This window comes from Halobacterium sp. BOL4-2, assembly GCF_016917835.2.
GTDB classification, from domain to species: domain Archaea; phylum Halobacteriota; class Halobacteria; order Halobacteriales; family Halobacteriaceae; genus Halobacterium; species Halobacterium salinarum.
Map to the genome: position 1 here is coordinate 1,026,944 of NZ_CP070332.2, position 16,403 is coordinate 1,043,346.

A 16,403-nucleotide genomic window follows, 5' to 3' on the forward strand; every position below is an offset into this window, starting at 1 on the left:
GGGACCAATTCAGGGCGGCTGCGGGGCCGGGGTTTCCGGCTCCGCATCCTTTTCCGTTGTGACGACTCGCGCAGCAGCGCCCGTATCCCGGCTCCGGATGTCACGCCGGCCGGCGCGAGTTCAGGAGATGTCGAGTCCGGTGTCGGTCGTCTCGCCGTCGGCACTGTGGTCGGCGTCGTCCCATTCCAGCTCGAACTCGATGCTGAGCTCGTCGGGGCCGCTGCCCCCCGTCGTCTCGCGTTCGGCTTTCACCTCGAAGTCGACGGACGCCGGCGGATCGACGGTTTCGGTGTCCCCGCCGGCCGACAGCGTGATCGTGTCGTTGTTCTGTAGGCTGTGCGCGACGGTGCGCAGGTAGGCGGCGACGTCGGCACGCGACTGCGTGGACTCGGATTCGAACAGGACGGTTTCCGTCATGTAGCCTCCAACGCGCTCAGCACGTATAACATCGCGGGCGAACCACCGGCTACTCGGCGCGCCACGGGTGAGATCACCCCCGGTTGAGGCCACCAGTCTTATACTCCGAGCCACGAAACTAGTACCGGATCCAAGACATATGCACGACTTGACAGGGTTTCAGCGAGACCTCTTGTACGTTGTTGCGGGGTTAGATGAGCCCCACGGACTGGCGATCAAGGACGAACTCGAACAGTACTACACATCAGAGATCCATCACGGACGACTGTACCCGAACCTCGACACCCTCGTCGAGAAGGGGCTCATCGACAAGGGCGAACTCGACCAGCGCACGAACTACTACACCCTCACGCATCGTGGCACCCGGGAGCTGGAGGCGCGCCGCGAGTGGGAAACCCAGTACGTCGGTCAGTCCTGACGGATGGTGGCTGCGCGGCTCGCGACCGCGGCGGTCGGTGTCGCCGGAAGCCTCGCGGTCTCTGTCGTCGCCTGGCAGGTGTTCGACCTGCCGGTGTTCGTCCTCGCGGTGCCGTTCGTGCCGTTCCTGTTTCGGCGGCGGCGCGGCGAGCGGTCGTCGCCCCGCACCCGACGGTGTCCCGAGTGTGGATTCACCACCCGGACCCCGTCGGTCACGCATTGCCCACACGATGGAACCGAACTCGATTAGGCCGCAGTGTCGTCCGGGTCGGCGGCGCTCTCGGGGTCGGCCTCAGACGCCGGTGTGTCGTCGGCGCCGGCGGGCACCGGCGCGATACCCTCGCCCGCAACCAGCTCCGGGAGCACCAGCCGGGCGAAATGCACCACGAACACGAGCACCATCGGCCCGAGGAAGATGCCGTACCAGCCCCAGATGAGCGGTCCGAACACGTACGCCAGCATCACCAGGCCCAGGTGGAGGTCTCGGCCCGAGACGTAGGGGCGCACGACGAGATCCGGGATGAAGTCGATGACCACCGCTGCAACCACGCCGAAGACGGCGACGAACCCGTAGCCGCCCCCGCTTCGGGCCGCAGCGACTGCCAGCCACCCCAGAAGCGGGATCCACACCAGCTTGATCCCGACGACTGGGATCAGGCTCGCAGCGCCCGTCAACAGCCCCATGAGCGTCGGATACGGGATCGACAGACTGCTGGGGAAGACGATCTGCAGGACGTTGAACGTGATCGACGCGATCACGCCGGTGATGAACGCGAACAGGATGTTCCCGAAGAAGATGTTCGAGAAGTCGGCGTCGATGGCGGCGGTGTACGCGCGCACGACGCCGTCGCTGTCGGCGAACCGGCTGTGGAACCACTCCGCCAGCCGCGTGTCGTCGCGCAGCAGGTAGAACGCGATCGTGATCACGGCGAACAGGTGGACGAACGCGGTCCCGAGGAAGCCGGCGTACTGGCCGGCGCTGCGCAGCGTGGTGTTGATCGCCGCGCGGACCGACGGCTGGCCGAGCAGCGACTGTGGGTCTTGGACGGCCCTTGAAACGTCGACGTACGGCTGCACGAGCGCTTCAACGGTCGTGAGGTCGATCTGGGGTGCGTTGAGCACTCTCGTGAGCTCTTGAATCCCGACCGCGGTGGTGTAGGACAGCAACACGACCACCGGGAGTGCAAGCACCAGCAGGGACACGACGGCGGCGACCGATGACGACCGCAGATGGCGGTCCACTCGGCGGTACACCGGGCGTGTGGCGTAGTACAGGAAGAACCCCAGGACGAACGTTCCCACGAACGTGTACACGACGTACACGAGGGCGGCCGTCAGCGTGGCGCCGATGGCCCACCACGCCGCGCGGCCGCGATCGATGCGCGTGTCTCCCATACGTTTGGCACCGCCGGTGCGTGCATAAATCCCTGCTGTCTCCGGACCGTCGGACGGAAGCGTTTACTCGCCGGCTCCCCGAGGCGTTCGCATGACGACGTTCCTGGCCGGGGGGACGGGCACGCCGAAGCTCCTCGCCGGCGCCCGCAGGGTGTTCGACCCCGCCGAAACGACGGTTGTCGGGAACACCGGCGACGACGTGGCGCTCGGCGGACTGCTCGTGTGTCCGGACCTCGACACCGTGCTCTTCGAGGGTGGTGGCGTTCTCGACCGAGAGACGTGGTGGGGGATCGCGGACGACGGGTCGACGACCCACGACTACCTCACGGACCTCGCCGCCGCAGCCGACATCGACCCCGATACGCCCCGGTATCTGCCCGACGACGCGCAGACCGCCGGCCGCGACATCGCGCGCTGGCGGCGGTTCTCGGCCGCCAGCGAGTTCATGTTCATCGGCGACCGCGACCGCGCCGTGCACACGCTGCGCGCGGGCCTGCTCGACGAGGGGCACACGCTCACCGAAGTCACTCGCCGGCTCGCCGACGCCTTCGATCTCAGCGTCGACCTCGTGCCCATGAGCAACGACCCCGTGGCGACGATCGTTCAGACGCCCGACGGCGAGCAACACTTCCAGACGTTCTGGGTGGCCGAGCACGGCGACCCCACGGTCGAGGACGTGGAGTTCCGGGGTGGCGAGCGCGCGACCGCGGCACAACCAGCGATCAAAGCGATCCGGGATGGACCCGTGGTCGTTGGCCCCTCGAACCCCGTCACGAGCATCGGCCCGATGCTCGCTTTGGACGGCATCGCGGACGCACTTCGGGACGCACAGGTGGTCGCCGTCTCCCCGTTCGTCGAGGACGAGGTGTTCTCGGGCCCCGCCGCGAAGCTCATGGCCGCTGTCGGCCACGACCCGTCGACTGCGGGGGTCGCCGACGCCTACGACTTCGCGGACGCGTTCGTCCTCGACACCGCCGACAGCACCGACCTGGATCGGCCCGTGGTTCGAACGGACACCAGCCTCGACACCGAGGCCGACGCCGAGCGCGTCGCCCGCGCCTGCCGGGACGCGCTCGTGGCCGCCAGCGGGGAGGTGGCCTGACGTGTTCGCGCCGCGGCTCGCGCTCGCCAGCCTCAGCGGCGAGGCGGACGCCGAGTGGGCGATGTCGGCGGGCGAACACGCCGGCGGCGTGTTCCTCGGCGGCATCGCCGTCGACGAACCGACCCGGGAGGCCGCCCGGGCAATGGTCGACCGGGATCGCGAGGAGTTCCTGCCCGCCGATCCCGTGGCGTGGGTCGACGACCAGCTCAGTGAGCTCGACGACGCGTTCCTGCGGCCGGCCGTGAACGTCCGGGCGGTGCGCCTCGGCCCGCTGCGCGATGTCGCCGCCGTCTGCGCCGCCCACGACGCCATCCTGGAGGTGAACGCGCACTGCCGGCAGGACGAGCTGTGCGACGCCGGGGCCGGCGAGACCTTGCTCCGGGACACCGACCGGCTCTGCGAGCAGGTGCGGGCGGCCAGCGACGAGGGCGCCGCCGTCTCCGTGAAAGTGCGGGCCGGCGTGCAGGGCGTCCACCTGCCCGTGCTCGCGCAGGCCATCGAGCGGGCCGGCGCGGCTGCGATCCACGTCGACGCGATGGACTCCCGGCGGGTGGTTCGGGACGTCGCCGACGCCACCGCCCTGTTCGTCGTCGCGAACAACGGCGTTCGAACACGGGACGACGTCTTCGAGTACCTCTCGTACGGCGCGGACGCGGTCAGCGTTGGCCGGCCGAGCCGCGACCCCGAGCGCGTGCGCGCCGTCTACGCCGCCGTCAAGGAGTGGCTGCTGTGACGCCCATCCGAAGGGTGGGCTGTCACGGCGCGCGTGGGTCGGTTCTGCAGTAGGCCAGCGGAGCCACGCACAGCGTGGCCGGCCACGCGATGTCGGGACGTTCAAATCCGCGCGCCCACAATCCCACTGTATGACAGGCGACGACGCCGACGAGACGCACGAGAACGTCGTGCCGGGCTCGGACGAGGACCTCGACACGCCCGACGTTCGGGGCTACGACTTCAGCGGTGAGTTCGACTTCTTCGAGCTGCTCGATTCGTACGCGACGACCGGCTTCCAGGCCTCCCACCTGGCTGACGCCGTCGACATCACCCGGGAGATGCGCGAGGACGACGCCACGATCTATCTGACGCTCACGTCGAACATCGTCTCGTCGGGGCTGCGGGAGGTCGTTGCCCACCTCGTGCGGGAGAACTACGTGGACGTCATCATCACCACGTCGGGCTCGCTGACCGAGGACGTCATCAAGACGGCGAAACCGTTCAAGATGGGCGACTGGGACGTCGACGAGGCCGCGCTCCGCGAGGAGGGGATCAACCGCCTGGGCAACATCTTCGTGCCGTCGGACCGCTACGTGTGGCTCGAAGAGTATCTCTACGACTTCTTCGAGGAGTTCTTCGCCGACCAGAAGGTCCGCACCCCAACCGCGTTCGCCCGGGAGCTCGGGGCGACGTTGGACGACGAGGATTCGATCCTGAAAAACGCCGCCGACAACGACATCCCCGTGTTCTGCCCGGCGCTCACGGACGCCGAGATCGGGAACTTCCTCTACTACTACCGCCAGGGCTACGACAGCGAGGTCGGAATCGAGATCCTCGACGACTACGACGCCCTCATCGAGGAGGGGTTGTTGGCCGACACGACGGGGCTCATCTGTGTGGGCGCGGGCGTGCCGAAACACCACGCGATCATGACGAACCTGTTCCGCGGCGGTGCCGACTACGCGGTGTACATCTCCACGGGCATGGAGGGCGACGGGTCGCTGTCCGGCGCACCGCCCGAGGAGGCGGTCTCCTGGGGGAAGATCAAAGACGAGGACGCGGAGCCGAACTACGCGCTGATCGAAGCCGAGGCGACGCTGGTGTTCCCCCTGCTGGTTGCGGGTGCGTTCGAGAACCCGTAACGTCGGCGTCCGACGGCAACGGGGGCTGTTGGAGCGCTGCACGCGAAGCGAATCCTTTTAACGAGCGGCGGGGCAAACGGGCTGTATGGCTATCAAGCCCGACTACGTCAAGAAGACGGGGAACATCCTCATGGAGCGATACCAGGATGCGTTCTCCCGGGAGGACTTCGAGCACAACAAGGACGCCGTCACGGAGCTGACCAACATCGAGTCGAAGAACGTCCGCAACCGGATCGCGGGCTACATCACGCACAAGCGCAACTAGTACTGCGACCCAAAGTGGTATCACGCACTCCCACTGAAACGGGGGTATGACCACAGTTGGCGTACTCGGTGCGACCGGCGCGGTTGGACAGCGCTTCGTACAGTTGCTCGCCGGGCACGAGACCTTCGAGTTGTCCGTCGTGACTGCCAGCCCCGACAGCGCTGGTGAAACGTACCGTGACGCCGCGAACTGGGGGCTCGACACGCCGGTTCCGGAGTCCATCGCGGAGTTGCCCGTGCAGCCGACCACGCCGGCTGCGATCCCAGACGACACGGCCCTCCTGTTCTCGGCGCTGCCCAGCGACGTGGGGGCGGAGGTTGAGCCGGCCCTCTGCGAGGCTGGGTTCGTCGTCTCCTCGAACGCGAGCAACGAGCGCCGCGCCGGCGACGTGCCCCTCGTGGTGCCGGAGGTGAACGCCGACCATCTGGGGTTGATCGACGTGCAACGCGACGCGCGCGGGTGGGACGGCGCGCTCGTGAAGAACCCGAACTGTTCGACCATCACGATGGTCCCCACGCTGGCGGCCCTCACCGAGTTCGGCCTGGATCGCGTGCACGTCGCGACCCTGCAGGCCGTCTCCGGGGCGGGCTACTCGGGGGTCACGTCGATGGAGATCCTGGACAACGTCGTGCCCCACATCGGCGGCGAGGAGCGGAAGATGGAGACCGAATCCCGGAAGCTCCTCGGGGAGTTCACGGGGGCCGAAGTCCAACACCACGACGCCGTCGTGTCCGCCTCCTGCAACCGCGTCCCCACCTTGGACGGGCACTTGGAGAACGTCTTCGTCGAAACCAGCGACCACCCCGCGCCCGCGGACGTGGCGGCCGCCTTCGAGGACGCGCCGACACTCGACCTCCCGAGCGCGCCCGACCCGCTCATCGAGACCTTCGCGGACCCCGAGCGCCCGCAGCCCCGCCTCGACCGGATGCGCGGCGACGGCATGGCGATCGCCGCCGGCGGCATCCAGACCACCGACACCGGCATCCAGTACAACTGCCTCGCGCACAACACCATCCGGGGCGCGGCCGGCGCGAGCATCCTGAACGGCGAACTGCTCGCCCGCGAGGGCTGGGTCTGAGCGTGGGCACGCCGCTGGGATCGGAGTGTACGTCGCGCCCTTCGTGTCCCTGTTCGGCTGCCTGTTCGCCTGGCTCGGCTCCGTCGAGGGCTAGTCCACGCGGTTTTCGAGCGAGTCGCCGGCGTCCAGGCGGGAGAGGTTCTCGGCGACGATGTCGGCGAGTCGCGGCCAGTAGTCGGGCGTGTGGCCGGCGTTGTGTGGCGTCAACAGGACGTTCTCGAAGTTCCACAGCGGGTGGTCCTCGGGCAGCGGCTCGGGGTCGGTCACGTCGAGAGCGGCACCGCGGATCGACTGCCGGCGGATCGCCGTAACCAGCGCGTCGGTGTCGACGACGCCACCGCGTGCGACGTTCACCAGCACGCTTTCGGGAGGGAGCGTGTCGAACGCCGCGGCGTCGATGAGCCCGCGCGTGGTGTCGGTCAGTGGCGTGGCGAGCACGAGGTAGTCGGTGCGTGCGAGGGCGTCGTGGACCGCCGCGTCGTCGAACCCGATGACCTCGTCTGTCGGGCCGCCCTTCGATGGGGTGTACCGGACGCCGATGGTGTCGACGTCGAAGCCCTGGAGGCGGTCGACGACTGCGTGTCCGATCGCGCCCAGGCCGACGATGGTGACCGTCGAGCCGCCGAGTTCGTGGGCCTGGTAGTGGCGGTACTCGCGGCGCTGCTGTCGCCGCCACCCCTCGTGGAGGTTCCGCGCGAACGTCAACACGGAGCCGAGGACTTGCTCGGCGATGCTGGGTGCGTGGATGCCCGCGGCGTTCGTCACCGCCACGCCGCGCTCGCGCAGCCGGTCCATGGGCAGGTGGTCGTAGCCGGCGTACGCACACGCGAACACGTCCAGGTTCTGGGCGGCGTCGAGGAGGTCCCGGTCGATCGCCGCACCGGTCACGACGCCGGCGTCAGCCACCAGGTCGCGCTCCGCGGCGGGCGTGCGGGCCACCGCCACGTCGCGGGTGGGCAGGCGGTCCCGGAGCGCGTCGGCGTACTCATCAACGGCCAGTCCATGCGTGCCCGTTCGCAGGACAACGACATCGGTCATGGCTGAGTGATCGGCACCCCGCGGTGTAAGCGTTCCGCGACAACCACCGTCCTCGCCGCTTTGCGAAGGGTTTTTCACTCACCTCCAATAGCATGACGTGATGAGTCAGCCACAGGGCCTCTCCTGTGCCGCCAAGCTCGCACGCGTGGTCCTCGACAACCGCGGCCCGCTGTCCCCCGTGGAAGTCGCCGACGAGGGCCGCCTCAGCGAGCCGCAGGCTCGTGACGCCCTCGCGGAGCTCGCCGACCAGGGCGTTGCGGAATGCGTTTGCGGCCTCTGTGAGTCCAGAGAGGAGATTTACGCGCTCACCGACACCGACCGCGGGGGTGGCTCCGGGCACGGCGAGTCGTAACCCTGATTGTTCGTGGCCTGATACCATGCGTGCACGCCGCTGTCCCCGGCCGAGTACGGCCATGCGGCCGCGATGACCGCCCGGAGAACCCCGGCGTGCGACATCACCGACGGCCGGCTGACGCCGGCACACGACGTCGGGGCCGTGTTCCGGTCCCGCGCCGCGGTGGCTTGCGCCGCCCCGGCAGTTGGCGGGGTCGACGACCCCGCCCGCCCGCCACGAGGGTTTCCCGGCCGACAGGGCGTGCCGCCCACGGATGAGGCCGGTCGTTAGTGTCGCGGGCGACACCGTTCCTTCGAACACCGTTTGACCGCCCAGCCTGCGCTGTAGGCGCGGCGTCAGCGCTCAGCGTCGCTGCCGGTGGACTCCTCGGAGAGCTCGGCGGCCACCTGTTCGGAGACCGCGTCCGGGACCCGCGACTCGACCTCGTCGCCGACGCGCGCTTCGGCTTCGGCCTGGACCTGCTCTTCGGCGGCCTCGGAGACCGCGTCCTGGATGGCGCGCTCGTAGATCGACATCTTCTCCCAGACGCGCAGAATATACCCGACCACCAGACCGGCTTCGAACGCCGCAACCCGCGGGTCGAAGCGGTAGACGAGTACCGCGAACCCACCGATGAACAGCACGCCGTACAGCAACTCGATGTGGAACATCGTCTGCCAGCCGTGCAGCCGATTTCGAACGGACATACGGCCGGGGGTACGGTGGGCGGCGCAAAAAATCCACCAACCAGGCGGTCACTCGTCGTCGCTCGTGAGCACGCGTTCGGCGTCACGCACCGACTGCTCGATGTCCGACAGCATGTCCGTCTGCTGTTCGTTCGCGGCCGCGACGTCGGCCGTTTCGTCGGCCACGGCGTCGGCGCGCTCGACCACCGTGTCGATCGCCGCGGAGATCTCCGCGGCGGTTTCGGCCTGCTCGTCGGTGGCGGCCGCGATCTCCGCGATGCCCTCCGCGGTCTCCCCGATCGCGCTGGCGATCGCGTCCTGGTTCTCGACGAGCTCCTCGGCGGCGGTGCGCGCCGAGGACACCTGATCGTTGGCCGCGGCGACGCTTTTCGCGGTTTCCTCGCTGTCGGCTTCGATGTCCGCGACCAGCGCCTCGATGTCGCCGACCTGTTGTTGGGACTGCTCGGCGAGGTCCTTGACCTCCTCGGCGACGACCGAGAACCCGCTGCCGTCCTCGCCGGCGCGGGCGGCCTCGATGTTGGCGTTCAACGCCAGCATGTTCGTCTGGTCGGCGATGTCGTTGATCACGTCCACCAGCTGGTCGATCTCGTCGAGGTGCTCGCGCAGCGACGCGGTGTTCACGCTGACCGTGTCCCCGGCGTCGGCGAACGCCTCCACGGCCGCCAGCACGCGCTCGGCTGCCTCCCGGGATGCCTCGGCCCGTTCGCGTGCTTCCGTGCTCCGCTGGCGCACTTCGTCGGCGCTGGCGGCGACCTCTTGGATGGTGGCCGACAGATCCGACACGTCGGCGGCGATGTCGTTGACGTCGCTTGCCTGTTCGGCGGCGAGATCGCTGATCTCCTGGCTGGCGTCGGCGACTCCTTCGCCGGCGTCCCGCAGCTCCGTCACGGCTGCCTCCACGTCGTCAGTGAGCGTGCGCTGTGCGCGTGTCACGCGCTCGCGCTGTTCGACCACGTCGGTCACGATGGTGAGAACTTCCACGGCCCCGATCACCGCACCGTCGTTGCGCAGTGGGGTCGCCGAGGCCTTGGCGTGCTGGGCGCCTGCAGGCAGTTCCGAGGTTCGAACCGACGTCTCTCGGATCGCCTCGCCGCGCTCCAGGACGGCTTCGGCCAGCGTCTGGGTCTCCCCCTCGGTACCGAACAGCTCGATCGAGGGGGTGCCGACCGCGTCGGCGGCCTCGACGCCCGTCATCTCCACGATGGCGTCGTTCCAGAGCACGACCGTCCCGTCGCGGTCAACGACGAACAGCGGCTCCGGGAACGCCGTGAAAAACTGACTGAGTGCGCCGCGCCACACCTCCTCCCCCATGTCGTCGGCGTCCAGTGCGGCAATCGACATAGATGGGGTAGGAATGACACATAAATAAGCGTCTCGGTGGTTGTGTGCGATGAAAACGCACTAACGGTGCGGGATCGAAGCCGGCGTATGGAGTACGAAGCCGTCGCCGACCTCGCGCCGGACCGCCGGGTGGCGTTGTTCGAACGGGACGCCGGCGTCGACGCCGTGCGCTCGGACGTGGCGGAAATCCTCGACCGCGTGGAGAGCGAGGGCGACGTTGCGCTGCGGGCGCTCGCCAGCGAGTTCGACGACGTCGAGGTCGGGAACCTGGACGTCACCGACGAGATGGAGCGCGCCGCTGACGCGGTGCCCGACGACGTGTACGACGCCATCGAGGACGCCGCGGCGAACATCCGGGCGTTCCACGAGGCCCAGTTGCCCGACGACTGGCGGGAGTCGTTCGCTGCGGGGCGGGAGCTGGGGCGGCGCTTCCGGCCCGTGCGGCGGGTGGGCGTGTACGCACCCGGCGGCACGGCAGCGTACCCGTCGTCGGTGTTGATGGGGGTGATTCCGGCGGTAGTGGCGGGCGTCGAACAGGTGGCCGTGGCGACGCCGCCCGCCGAGACGATCAACCCCGTCACCCTGGCGGCGGCGCACGTCGCGGGCGCGGACCGCGTCTACCAGGTCGGGGGCGCGCAGGCCATCGGCGCGTTCGCGTACGGCACCGAGACGGTTGACACCGTCCAGACGGTCGTCGGCCCCGGCAACAAGTGGGTGACGGCGGCCAAAGCCGAGGTGCGGGGCGACGTGGAGATCGACTTCCTGGCGGGCCCCTCCGAGTTGCTCGTGCTCGCGGACGAAACCGCGGAGCCGGCGTTCGTCGCCGCCGACCTGCTCGCGCAGGCCGAACACGACCCGAACGCGAGCGTGGTTGCCGTCACCGACGACGAGGCGACCGCCGCCGCGATCACCGACGCGGTTGCGGCCCGCCTCGACGACCGCGAACGCGCCGACACCATTCGGGCCGCCCTCGACAACGAGGCCAGCGGCGTGTTCGCCGCGCGGTCGATGAGCGAGGCCGTGATGTTCGCCGAGGAGTACGCCGCCGAACACCTCTCGATCCAGGCCAGCGACGACGAGGCGCTGCTGGACCGCATCGACAGCGCCGGCTCGGTGTTCCTCGGCGGGTACGCGCCCGTTGCCGCCGGCGATTACGCCGCCGGCACCAATCACGTGTTGCCGACCAACGGGACTGCACGGGTCACCGGCGGGCTGAGCGTCGACACGTTCCTGCGGTCGACGACGGTCCAGCGCCTCGACCGCGAGGGGCTGGCGGCGCTCCGGGAGACGGTGACCACGCTGGCCGACGCCGAGGGACTTGAGGGGCACGCGGCCAGCGTCGACGCTCGATTCGAGGACGAGTAAACCGAACCGAACGCCTCCTTGCTCGCGTCCTGACCGGCACGTCGACCCGGACGCGGCGGACGATCTCCCTGTGCCCGCCTCGACGGCTCCACGGCCGACTTCTTCGTGCGAATCCACCCGAGAAGGCGGCGTGATCGACTACTGGGAGCCGTCGAGTTCGAACGCCACCTGCACTTCCGTCTGATACGTGCGCTCCTCGACGGCGCCGATTTCGACGCCCTGGTCGACGACTTCCGCCCACACCACGTTGTCGAGGGTGTCCTCCGCGCGGTCGATGGCGTCGTCGGCGGCGGCGGTGAAACTCTCCTCGCTGGTGCCGGTGAGCAGGACCTTCTTGAAGACCATATGACAGCATTCCGCTGGAGCCGGCATAAAACTATGCGCCGGCGGGCGCGCTACGCGACGCCAGCCAGGTACAGCGCCGCGTACGCGGCGACCGCGACCGTGACGGCTGCGAGCCCGGTGAGCGCGGCGGCGGGCACCGTGGGGCGTCGCCGATGTGGGATGGGGACGACGCCGATGGTGCCGACCGCGAGCACGCTGAACACGAACTGATAGGAGGTATCGAGGGTTGGCGCGGGCACGGCGAGCACCGCCAGGCCGTATCCAGCGCCCGCGACCGCGCGGGCGGTGACAAACTCCCGGAGGCTGCGGTCGGCGATCGCGAGCGCGCCCAGCACACCCAGCCAGATGGCCGCGAGCTCGACCCCGAACGCGCCCACCACCTGCAGGGTGGGGTCGGCAGCGAGCGTCACGCGCTCGGCGAACACGGTGGCGTCCAGGGGAGACAGCAGCGCCGGCGGGTCGCCGGTGAACAGATCACCGAACGGGTGGCTCACTAGACCGACGGCGGCGACCGCGAACAGGCGCCGCCCGCGGACGCCGATCCCCGATGCGACGGCGGCGAGGAACCACCCGGTGACCGCGAACACCGCAGCAACGACGGCCGCGGCCGGGCCGCTGGTGGCGAACACGGCGGCGACCAGCGCGCCCAAGCAGCCCGCGGCGAGCGCCCGGTGGGTGGGCGCGAGCGCGAACGCGGCCGCTGCCGGGAGCGCAATGACAACCGAGTGGGTCACGCCCCGGTGGGCGGTCGTCGACGCGCCCCAAAAGGAGTTGGCCGCGGCGAGGGGCTGGGTCGGATCGACGCCGACGACCCCGACCAGCGCGGCCACCATGTCGACGTCCGGGAGCGCGGCGAACAGCCCGGCGGCGACGGCCAACGCCAGCACACGGCGACGGGGCGCGTCCGTTCGGCCGACGAGCAGCGCCACCACGCCGAACGCCAGCGTCGCGTGTCCAACGAACATGCCCGCGATACGCCGCCGCGGCGCATAAGCTGTGCCCCCGGAGCCGCCCAGCCGGCCGGGCGTGCGCCGCGGTCACTCGTGGGCGGCGTCCCACTCCTCGGGCTTGCGGAAGTTCCCACAGCCGTTGCACTCGATGCGGCCCATCGAATCCATCGCGTTGTCGATGGACTCGCAGTTCGAACAGTACCACCCCCAGCGGCGCTCGCGGTCCGGCGTGCGGTACACCACGAAGAACGGGCCGTCCTGGCCGGTCTCACCCTCGTCCGTGGCGACGTACAGCGGCTGGCTGTCCTCGCCCTCGACGGTCAGCATACCACCGCCTACCGCGGTCCCGCATTTATCGCTTTCCACCGGGTGTCAGTTCCGAAACCCCCTTTGCCGGCACCCACCTCCGTTCACCACTGTGTCGCCCGGTATCTATCACTACTCGGACCTAGAGAACGTCTACGACACGCCCGAACGAGCCGGCCGGCTGGCGGGACTGCTCGCGGGCCGCGGCCCCGACGCGATCACCGCCGGGACCGGTGACAACACCGCGCCCGGGGTGCTGTCGCTTGTCACCGACGGCGAGCAGGCCATGGACCTCTACAGCGCCGTCGACCCGGACGTTGCCACGTTCGGCAACCACGACTTCGACTACGGGCCGTCGCGGACCGCGGCGGTGGTCGCGGACTCCCCACAGACGTGGGTGTCGGCCAACGTCTACCACGACGGCGACCGGGTTGCCGGCGTCGAGCCCTGGACGCTCGTCGAGCGCGACGGCACCACGCTCGGGTTTTTCGGCGTGCTCGATGCGGACACGCCCGCGCTCAACCCGATGGCGAGCGACCTCACCGTGACCGACCCGATCCAAGCGGCCACCGACGCCGAGGCGGCGCTCCGGGACGCCGGCGCGGAGTACGTGATCGCGCTCTCGCATCTCGGGCGCGGCGACGACGAACTCGCGGCCGCCACCACTGTTGACGCCGTACTCGGCGGCCACATCGCCAGCGAGCGCGTCGAACGCCTCGACGGCACGCTGCTCACGCGCCCCGGCGCCGGCGGTGACGTGGTCCTCGAGATCGACATCGCGGCCGACACCGTGACCCGCCATCAGGTCGACGACGCGCCCCGCCACGACGGCGTCACGGCCGCGCTCCGCGACCGACTAGCGGACGCCGGCCTCGACGCCGTCGTGGGACACGTCACACCCCCCATGGAGCGGACCGAGCGCACGCTCTTCGAGGGGGAGTCCCGCATCGGGAACTTCGTGGCCGACGCCTACCGGTGGGCCGCCGACGCCGACGTCGGCCTCCAGAACGCCGGCGGCGTCCGTGACGGGCCCGCCCTCGCGGGTGATGTGACCGTCGCGGACCTCGTCAGCGTCGTGCCGTTCGCGGAGCCCGTCGGCGTCGCCGAGCTCACCGGCAGGGAGCTCCTGGACGTGTTCCGGGCGGGCAACGGCAGCGGCGGTCTCGGGTTCGCCGAGCCGGACTGGTGGCACGCCCACGTCTCGGGTGCGACGCTCGAGTGGCGCGACGGGGACGGCCTCGTGAGTGCGTCCGTCGGCGGCGACCCGGTCGACCCGGACGCCACGTACACGCTCGCGACCACCGACTACCTGTTTTACTCCGACGACGAGTTCCCCGCGCTCGACGCCGGCCACCGGATCGACCAGCTGGACACCCAACACGAGGTGTTGGCGTCGTACGCCCGCCAGGAGGGCATCAACCCGGAGACCGAGGGGCGCATCCGGTTCCACGCCGACGACTGACGCCCCCACGCCCCGCCTCCCGCGCGCCGACCGCCACCTAAAAGATGCGGGTGGACATCCGTACGCGCATGAGCGACGAGGACCTCCGCGGCACCGTCGAACAGGTCGGCAGAGGCTTCAACCTCGGCGAATACGAGGTCGAAGCCTACCTCACGGTGTTGCGCCACGGCGAACTCACCGCCAGCGACATCGCCGACCGCACGGACATCCCCCAGCCACGCGTCTACGACACCGTTCGGAGCCTCGGCGACCGCGGGCTCGTCGAGTTGCGCGAGTCACGCCCCATGAAGATCGTCGCGCTCAGCCCCGAGGACGCGTTCGCCGGACTCCAGGAGGACTTCCAGGAGATGGTCGGCGCGCTCGAAGCCGAGTACACCCAGCCCGCGCGCAACACCGAAGCCGTCTCGCTGGTGAAATCCCGCTCGACGATCGTGCGGTACTTCGGCGACGTGATCGCGGAGGCCGACTTCGAGTTGGTGTGCTCGCTCACGCCGAGCCTGCTGGAGCGGTTTGCCGACGACCTCGCGGCCGCCGTCGACCGCGGCGTCAGCGTCGACGTGGTGGTCAGCCCGGCACGGAACGCTCCGGATCCCGACGCTTTCGACTACGCCGCCGCCACCACCGCCGCGCGCGGCCGCCGCGGCATCACCACGCCCGTCATCGCGGTCGCCGACGGCCGGTATTCGGTGTACGCCACCCAGGACGCCGTCCGCGACGACTCCGACCGCTACGGCGTGATCTTCGATCAGTCCGCGCTGGGGTTCCTGGTGTCGGGCTTCTTCGACACGGTGTTGTGGTCGACGGCCACCGAGTCGCTGTACGACCCCGCCACGGAGCTGTCGTTGCCCCGGACGTACGCCGCGATCCGGCGCTGCGTCCGGGACCTCCAGTCCGTCGACGAATCCGTCTACGCCACCGTCACCGGCCGGGACGTGCTCACGGGGGCCGACCGCAGGATCCAGGGGCGGATCGTCGAAACCAGGTTCGAGGAATCCGGGGAGGTCGCGACCATCATCGTCTACACCGAGAACGGCGACCGCGTCGAGGTCGGCGGCCGGGTGGCCGCCCTCGAAGACGTCGAAGCCCACGAGATCGCGGTCGCCCGGGACGCCCCGCCGGCGCTCTGAGCGGGCGGTTACGACTCCAGGGGGAACTCAGTGCGGCGGCCGTCCTCGGTTACCACGGCGTCCAGCAGCCGGGTCGGCGTCGCGTCGTAGGCCGGGTTTTCGACGGTGAACCCCGCCGGCGGCTCCCGGATCACCTCGCTTGTGTCCCGGAAGTCGTTCGTGAACTGGAAGCCGTCCGCGACGAGTTTGGCCGCCGACCCCGCCACCGTGACCGGGGTGCCGGCGTCCGCAGCCGCCGCCACGATCGGGTACGTCCCCACGCGGTTGTAGTAGGTGTCTGCCACGATGCAGTCCATCCCCAACAGCACGCGGTCACAGTCGTCGAGGACGTGGCCTGCGGCCCCGTCCACGATGAGCGTGGGGTCGACGCGGTCCAGTTGTGCGAGCGCGCGCACGGTCTTCCGGCCGAGGTGTCGGGGCCGGGCTTCGGTCACGAACACGTCGAGGTGTGCGCCGTCCTGTGCTGCGAGCTCGATCGCCTCCAGCACCGTCGACGAGTAGTCGTGCGTGAGCAGCGTCTGCCCGTCGGTGATGTGTTCGGCGGTCGCGGCGGCGGCGTCGTGTTTGCCCATGTTCACCCGCGCAACCACGTCGTCGATGGCGGCCGCGGTCACCTCCTGGGCCTCCGGGATCGACGCCGGGTCGGCGTCCCGAACCCGGGAGACGACCTCCCGCTGGGTCGTCACCAGCGAGGCGTGGGAGGGGTTCGCGCGCCGCAGCGCCGTGCTGTTGCGCTCCAGGGCGCGCACGTACGCCGCGACCGTCGGGTAGTCGCTGTCCAGCAGCGCCTCCAGGGCTCGCGCCGCCTTCACCGCGACGACCGAGGAGGAGTGCGTGCGCATCTCCCGGATCTCCTCGGCGGTCTCGTCTATCATACGCGATGGTTCGCGTCGGTTCC

At 69.7% G+C, this 16,403-nt stretch carries 20 protein-coding genes; 11 read left to right on the forward strand and 9 right to left on the reverse strand.

Translation table 11 applies throughout. The features are described from left to right. Positions 1 to 120 precede the first annotated feature (120 nt). Positions 121 to 417 carry an amphi-Trp domain-containing protein gene (locus JRZ79_RS18705; protein ID WP_205251943.1) on the reverse strand — a complete coding sequence of 99 codons (297 nt, stop codon included), beginning with the start codon at positions 415 to 417 and terminating at the stop codon, positions 121 to 123. A 139-nt stretch (positions 418 to 556) separates the two neighbouring features. Between JRZ79_RS18705 and JRZ79_RS18710 the strand changes: the two genes are divergently transcribed. Together JRZ79_RS18710 and JRZ79_RS18715 are read left to right on the forward strand one after the other, a co-directional pair. Then, complete coding sequence (locus JRZ79_RS18710) at positions 557 to 835, forward strand: PadR family transcriptional regulator (protein WP_010903037.1); 279 nt, start codon at positions 557 to 559, stop codon at positions 833 to 835. Positions 836 to 838: 3 nt separating this feature from the next. Beyond that, positions 839 to 1,084, forward strand: a complete 246-nt coding sequence (locus tag JRZ79_RS18715; protein ID WP_205251944.1) for a hypothetical protein — start codon at positions 839 to 841, stop codon at positions 1,082 to 1,084. On the opposite strand, the gene JRZ79_RS18720 is transcribed toward JRZ79_RS18715, so the two are convergent. Then, on the reverse strand, positions 1,081 to 2,229 hold the full coding sequence (locus tag JRZ79_RS18720) for an AI-2E family transporter (protein ID WP_205251945.1): 1,149 nt from the start codon (positions 2,227 to 2,229) through the stop codon (positions 1,081 to 1,083). The genes JRZ79_RS18715 and JRZ79_RS18720 overlap by 4 nt on opposite strands. Before the next feature lie 91 nt (positions 2,230 to 2,320). On the opposite strand from JRZ79_RS18720, the gene cofD reads away from it, so the two are divergent. The 5 genes from cofD (at position 2,321) to asd (ending at position 6,530) form a co-directional block, all read left to right on the forward strand. Further along, complete coding sequence (gene cofD / locus JRZ79_RS18725) at positions 2,321 to 3,331, forward strand: 2-phospho-L-lactate transferase (protein ID WP_205251946.1); 1,011 nt, start codon at positions 2,321 to 2,323, stop codon at positions 3,329 to 3,331. A gap of 1 nt (position 3,332) precedes the next feature. Then, positions 3,333 to 4,064 carry a tRNA-dihydrouridine synthase gene (locus tag JRZ79_RS18730; RefSeq protein WP_205251947.1) on the forward strand — a complete coding sequence of 244 codons (732 nt, stop codon included), beginning with the start codon at positions 3,333 to 3,335 and terminating at the stop codon, positions 4,062 to 4,064. Between the two features lie 130 nt (positions 4,065 to 4,194). Further along, the gene (locus tag JRZ79_RS18735) at positions 4,195 to 5,187 is read left to right on the forward strand and encodes a deoxyhypusine synthase (protein WP_205251948.1); all 993 of its coding nucleotides are present in this window, start codon (positions 4,195 to 4,197) and stop codon (positions 5,185 to 5,187) included. Positions 5,188 to 5,272: 85 nt separating this feature from the next. After that, entirely contained in the window at positions 5,273 to 5,452 is a 180-nt protein-coding gene (locus tag JRZ79_RS18740; protein WP_010903043.1) for a 30S ribosomal protein S17e, read from the forward strand. 46 nt (positions 5,453 to 5,498) lie between these two features. After that, entirely contained in the window at positions 5,499 to 6,530 is a 1,032-nt protein-coding gene (asd, locus tag JRZ79_RS18745) for an aspartate-semialdehyde dehydrogenase (protein ID WP_205251949.1), read from the forward strand. A gap of 90 nt (positions 6,531 to 6,620) precedes the next feature. Here the strand turns inward: asd and JRZ79_RS18750 are convergent, their stop codons facing one another. Beyond that, complete coding sequence (locus tag JRZ79_RS18750; RefSeq protein WP_205251950.1) at positions 6,621 to 7,568, reverse strand: D-2-hydroxyacid dehydrogenase; 948 nt, start codon at positions 7,566 to 7,568, stop codon at positions 6,621 to 6,623. A gap of 100 nt (positions 7,569 to 7,668) precedes the next feature. Between JRZ79_RS18750 and JRZ79_RS18755 the strand changes: the two genes are divergently transcribed. Continuing rightward, on the forward strand, positions 7,669 to 7,920 hold the full coding sequence (locus JRZ79_RS18755) for a hypothetical protein (RefSeq protein ID WP_010903046.1): 252 nt from the start codon (positions 7,669 to 7,671) through the stop codon (positions 7,918 to 7,920). A 338-nt stretch (positions 7,921 to 8,258) separates the two neighbouring features. Here the strand turns inward: JRZ79_RS18755 and JRZ79_RS18760 are convergent, their stop codons facing one another. Both JRZ79_RS18760 and JRZ79_RS18765 read right to left on the reverse strand, forming a co-directional pair. Continuing rightward, positions 8,259 to 8,609 carry a hypothetical protein gene (locus JRZ79_RS18760; protein ID WP_010903047.1) on the reverse strand — a complete coding sequence of 117 codons (351 nt, stop codon included), beginning with the start codon at positions 8,607 to 8,609 and terminating at the stop codon, positions 8,259 to 8,261. Between the two features lie 48 nt (positions 8,610 to 8,657). Further along, complete coding sequence (locus JRZ79_RS18765; protein ID WP_231546277.1) at positions 8,658 to 9,950, reverse strand: methyl-accepting chemotaxis protein; 1,293 nt, start codon at positions 9,948 to 9,950, stop codon at positions 8,658 to 8,660. A gap of 87 nt (positions 9,951 to 10,037) precedes the next feature. Here JRZ79_RS18765 and hisD point away from each other — a divergent pair, with 87 nt between their 5' ends. Next, positions 10,038 to 11,315, forward strand: coding sequence for a histidinol dehydrogenase (hisD, locus tag JRZ79_RS18770; RefSeq protein WP_205251951.1), 1,278 nt, complete (start codon positions 10,038 to 10,040; stop codon positions 11,313 to 11,315). A gap of 138 nt (positions 11,316 to 11,453) precedes the next feature. Here the strand turns inward: hisD and JRZ79_RS18775 are convergent, their stop codons facing one another. From JRZ79_RS18775 to JRZ79_RS18785, 3 genes are all read right to left on the reverse strand, one after another. Continuing rightward, on the reverse strand, positions 11,454 to 11,660 hold the full coding sequence (locus tag JRZ79_RS18775; RefSeq protein ID WP_012289329.1) for a dodecin: 207 nt from the start codon (positions 11,658 to 11,660) through the stop codon (positions 11,454 to 11,456). A gap of 50 nt (positions 11,661 to 11,710) precedes the next feature. Continuing rightward, on the reverse strand, positions 11,711 to 12,625 hold the full coding sequence (locus JRZ79_RS18780) for a metal-dependent hydrolase (RefSeq protein WP_205251952.1): 915 nt from the start codon (positions 12,623 to 12,625) through the stop codon (positions 11,711 to 11,713). A 72-nt stretch (positions 12,626 to 12,697) separates the two neighbouring features. Next, positions 12,698 to 12,937: a DUF5816 domain-containing protein gene (locus JRZ79_RS18785; RefSeq protein ID WP_010903052.1), complete on the reverse strand. Its 240-nt coding sequence runs from the start codon at positions 12,935 to 12,937 to the stop codon at positions 12,698 to 12,700. A gap of 91 nt (positions 12,938 to 13,028) precedes the next feature. Here JRZ79_RS18785 and JRZ79_RS18790 point away from each other — a divergent pair, with 91 nt between their 5' ends. Together JRZ79_RS18790 and trmB are read left to right on the forward strand one after the other, a co-directional pair. Continuing rightward, the gene (locus JRZ79_RS18790; RefSeq protein WP_205251953.1) at positions 13,029 to 14,378 is read left to right on the forward strand and encodes a 5'-nucleotidase C-terminal domain-containing protein; all 1,350 of its coding nucleotides are present in this window, start codon (positions 13,029 to 13,031) and stop codon (positions 14,376 to 14,378) included. A 68-nt stretch (positions 14,379 to 14,446) separates the two neighbouring features. Beyond that, entirely contained in the window at positions 14,447 to 15,505 is a 1,059-nt protein-coding gene (trmB, locus tag JRZ79_RS18795; protein ID WP_205250809.1) for a transcriptional regulator TrmB, read from the forward strand. A gap of 8 nt (positions 15,506 to 15,513) precedes the next feature. Here the strand turns inward: trmB and JRZ79_RS18800 are convergent, their stop codons facing one another. Beyond that, positions 15,514 to 16,380 (reverse strand): translation initiation factor eIF-2B, encoded by an 867-nt coding sequence (locus JRZ79_RS18800; protein ID WP_010903055.1) that lies wholly within the window; start codon positions 16,378 to 16,380, stop codon positions 15,514 to 15,516. Between the last annotated feature and the right edge of the window lie 23 nt (positions 16,381 to 16,403).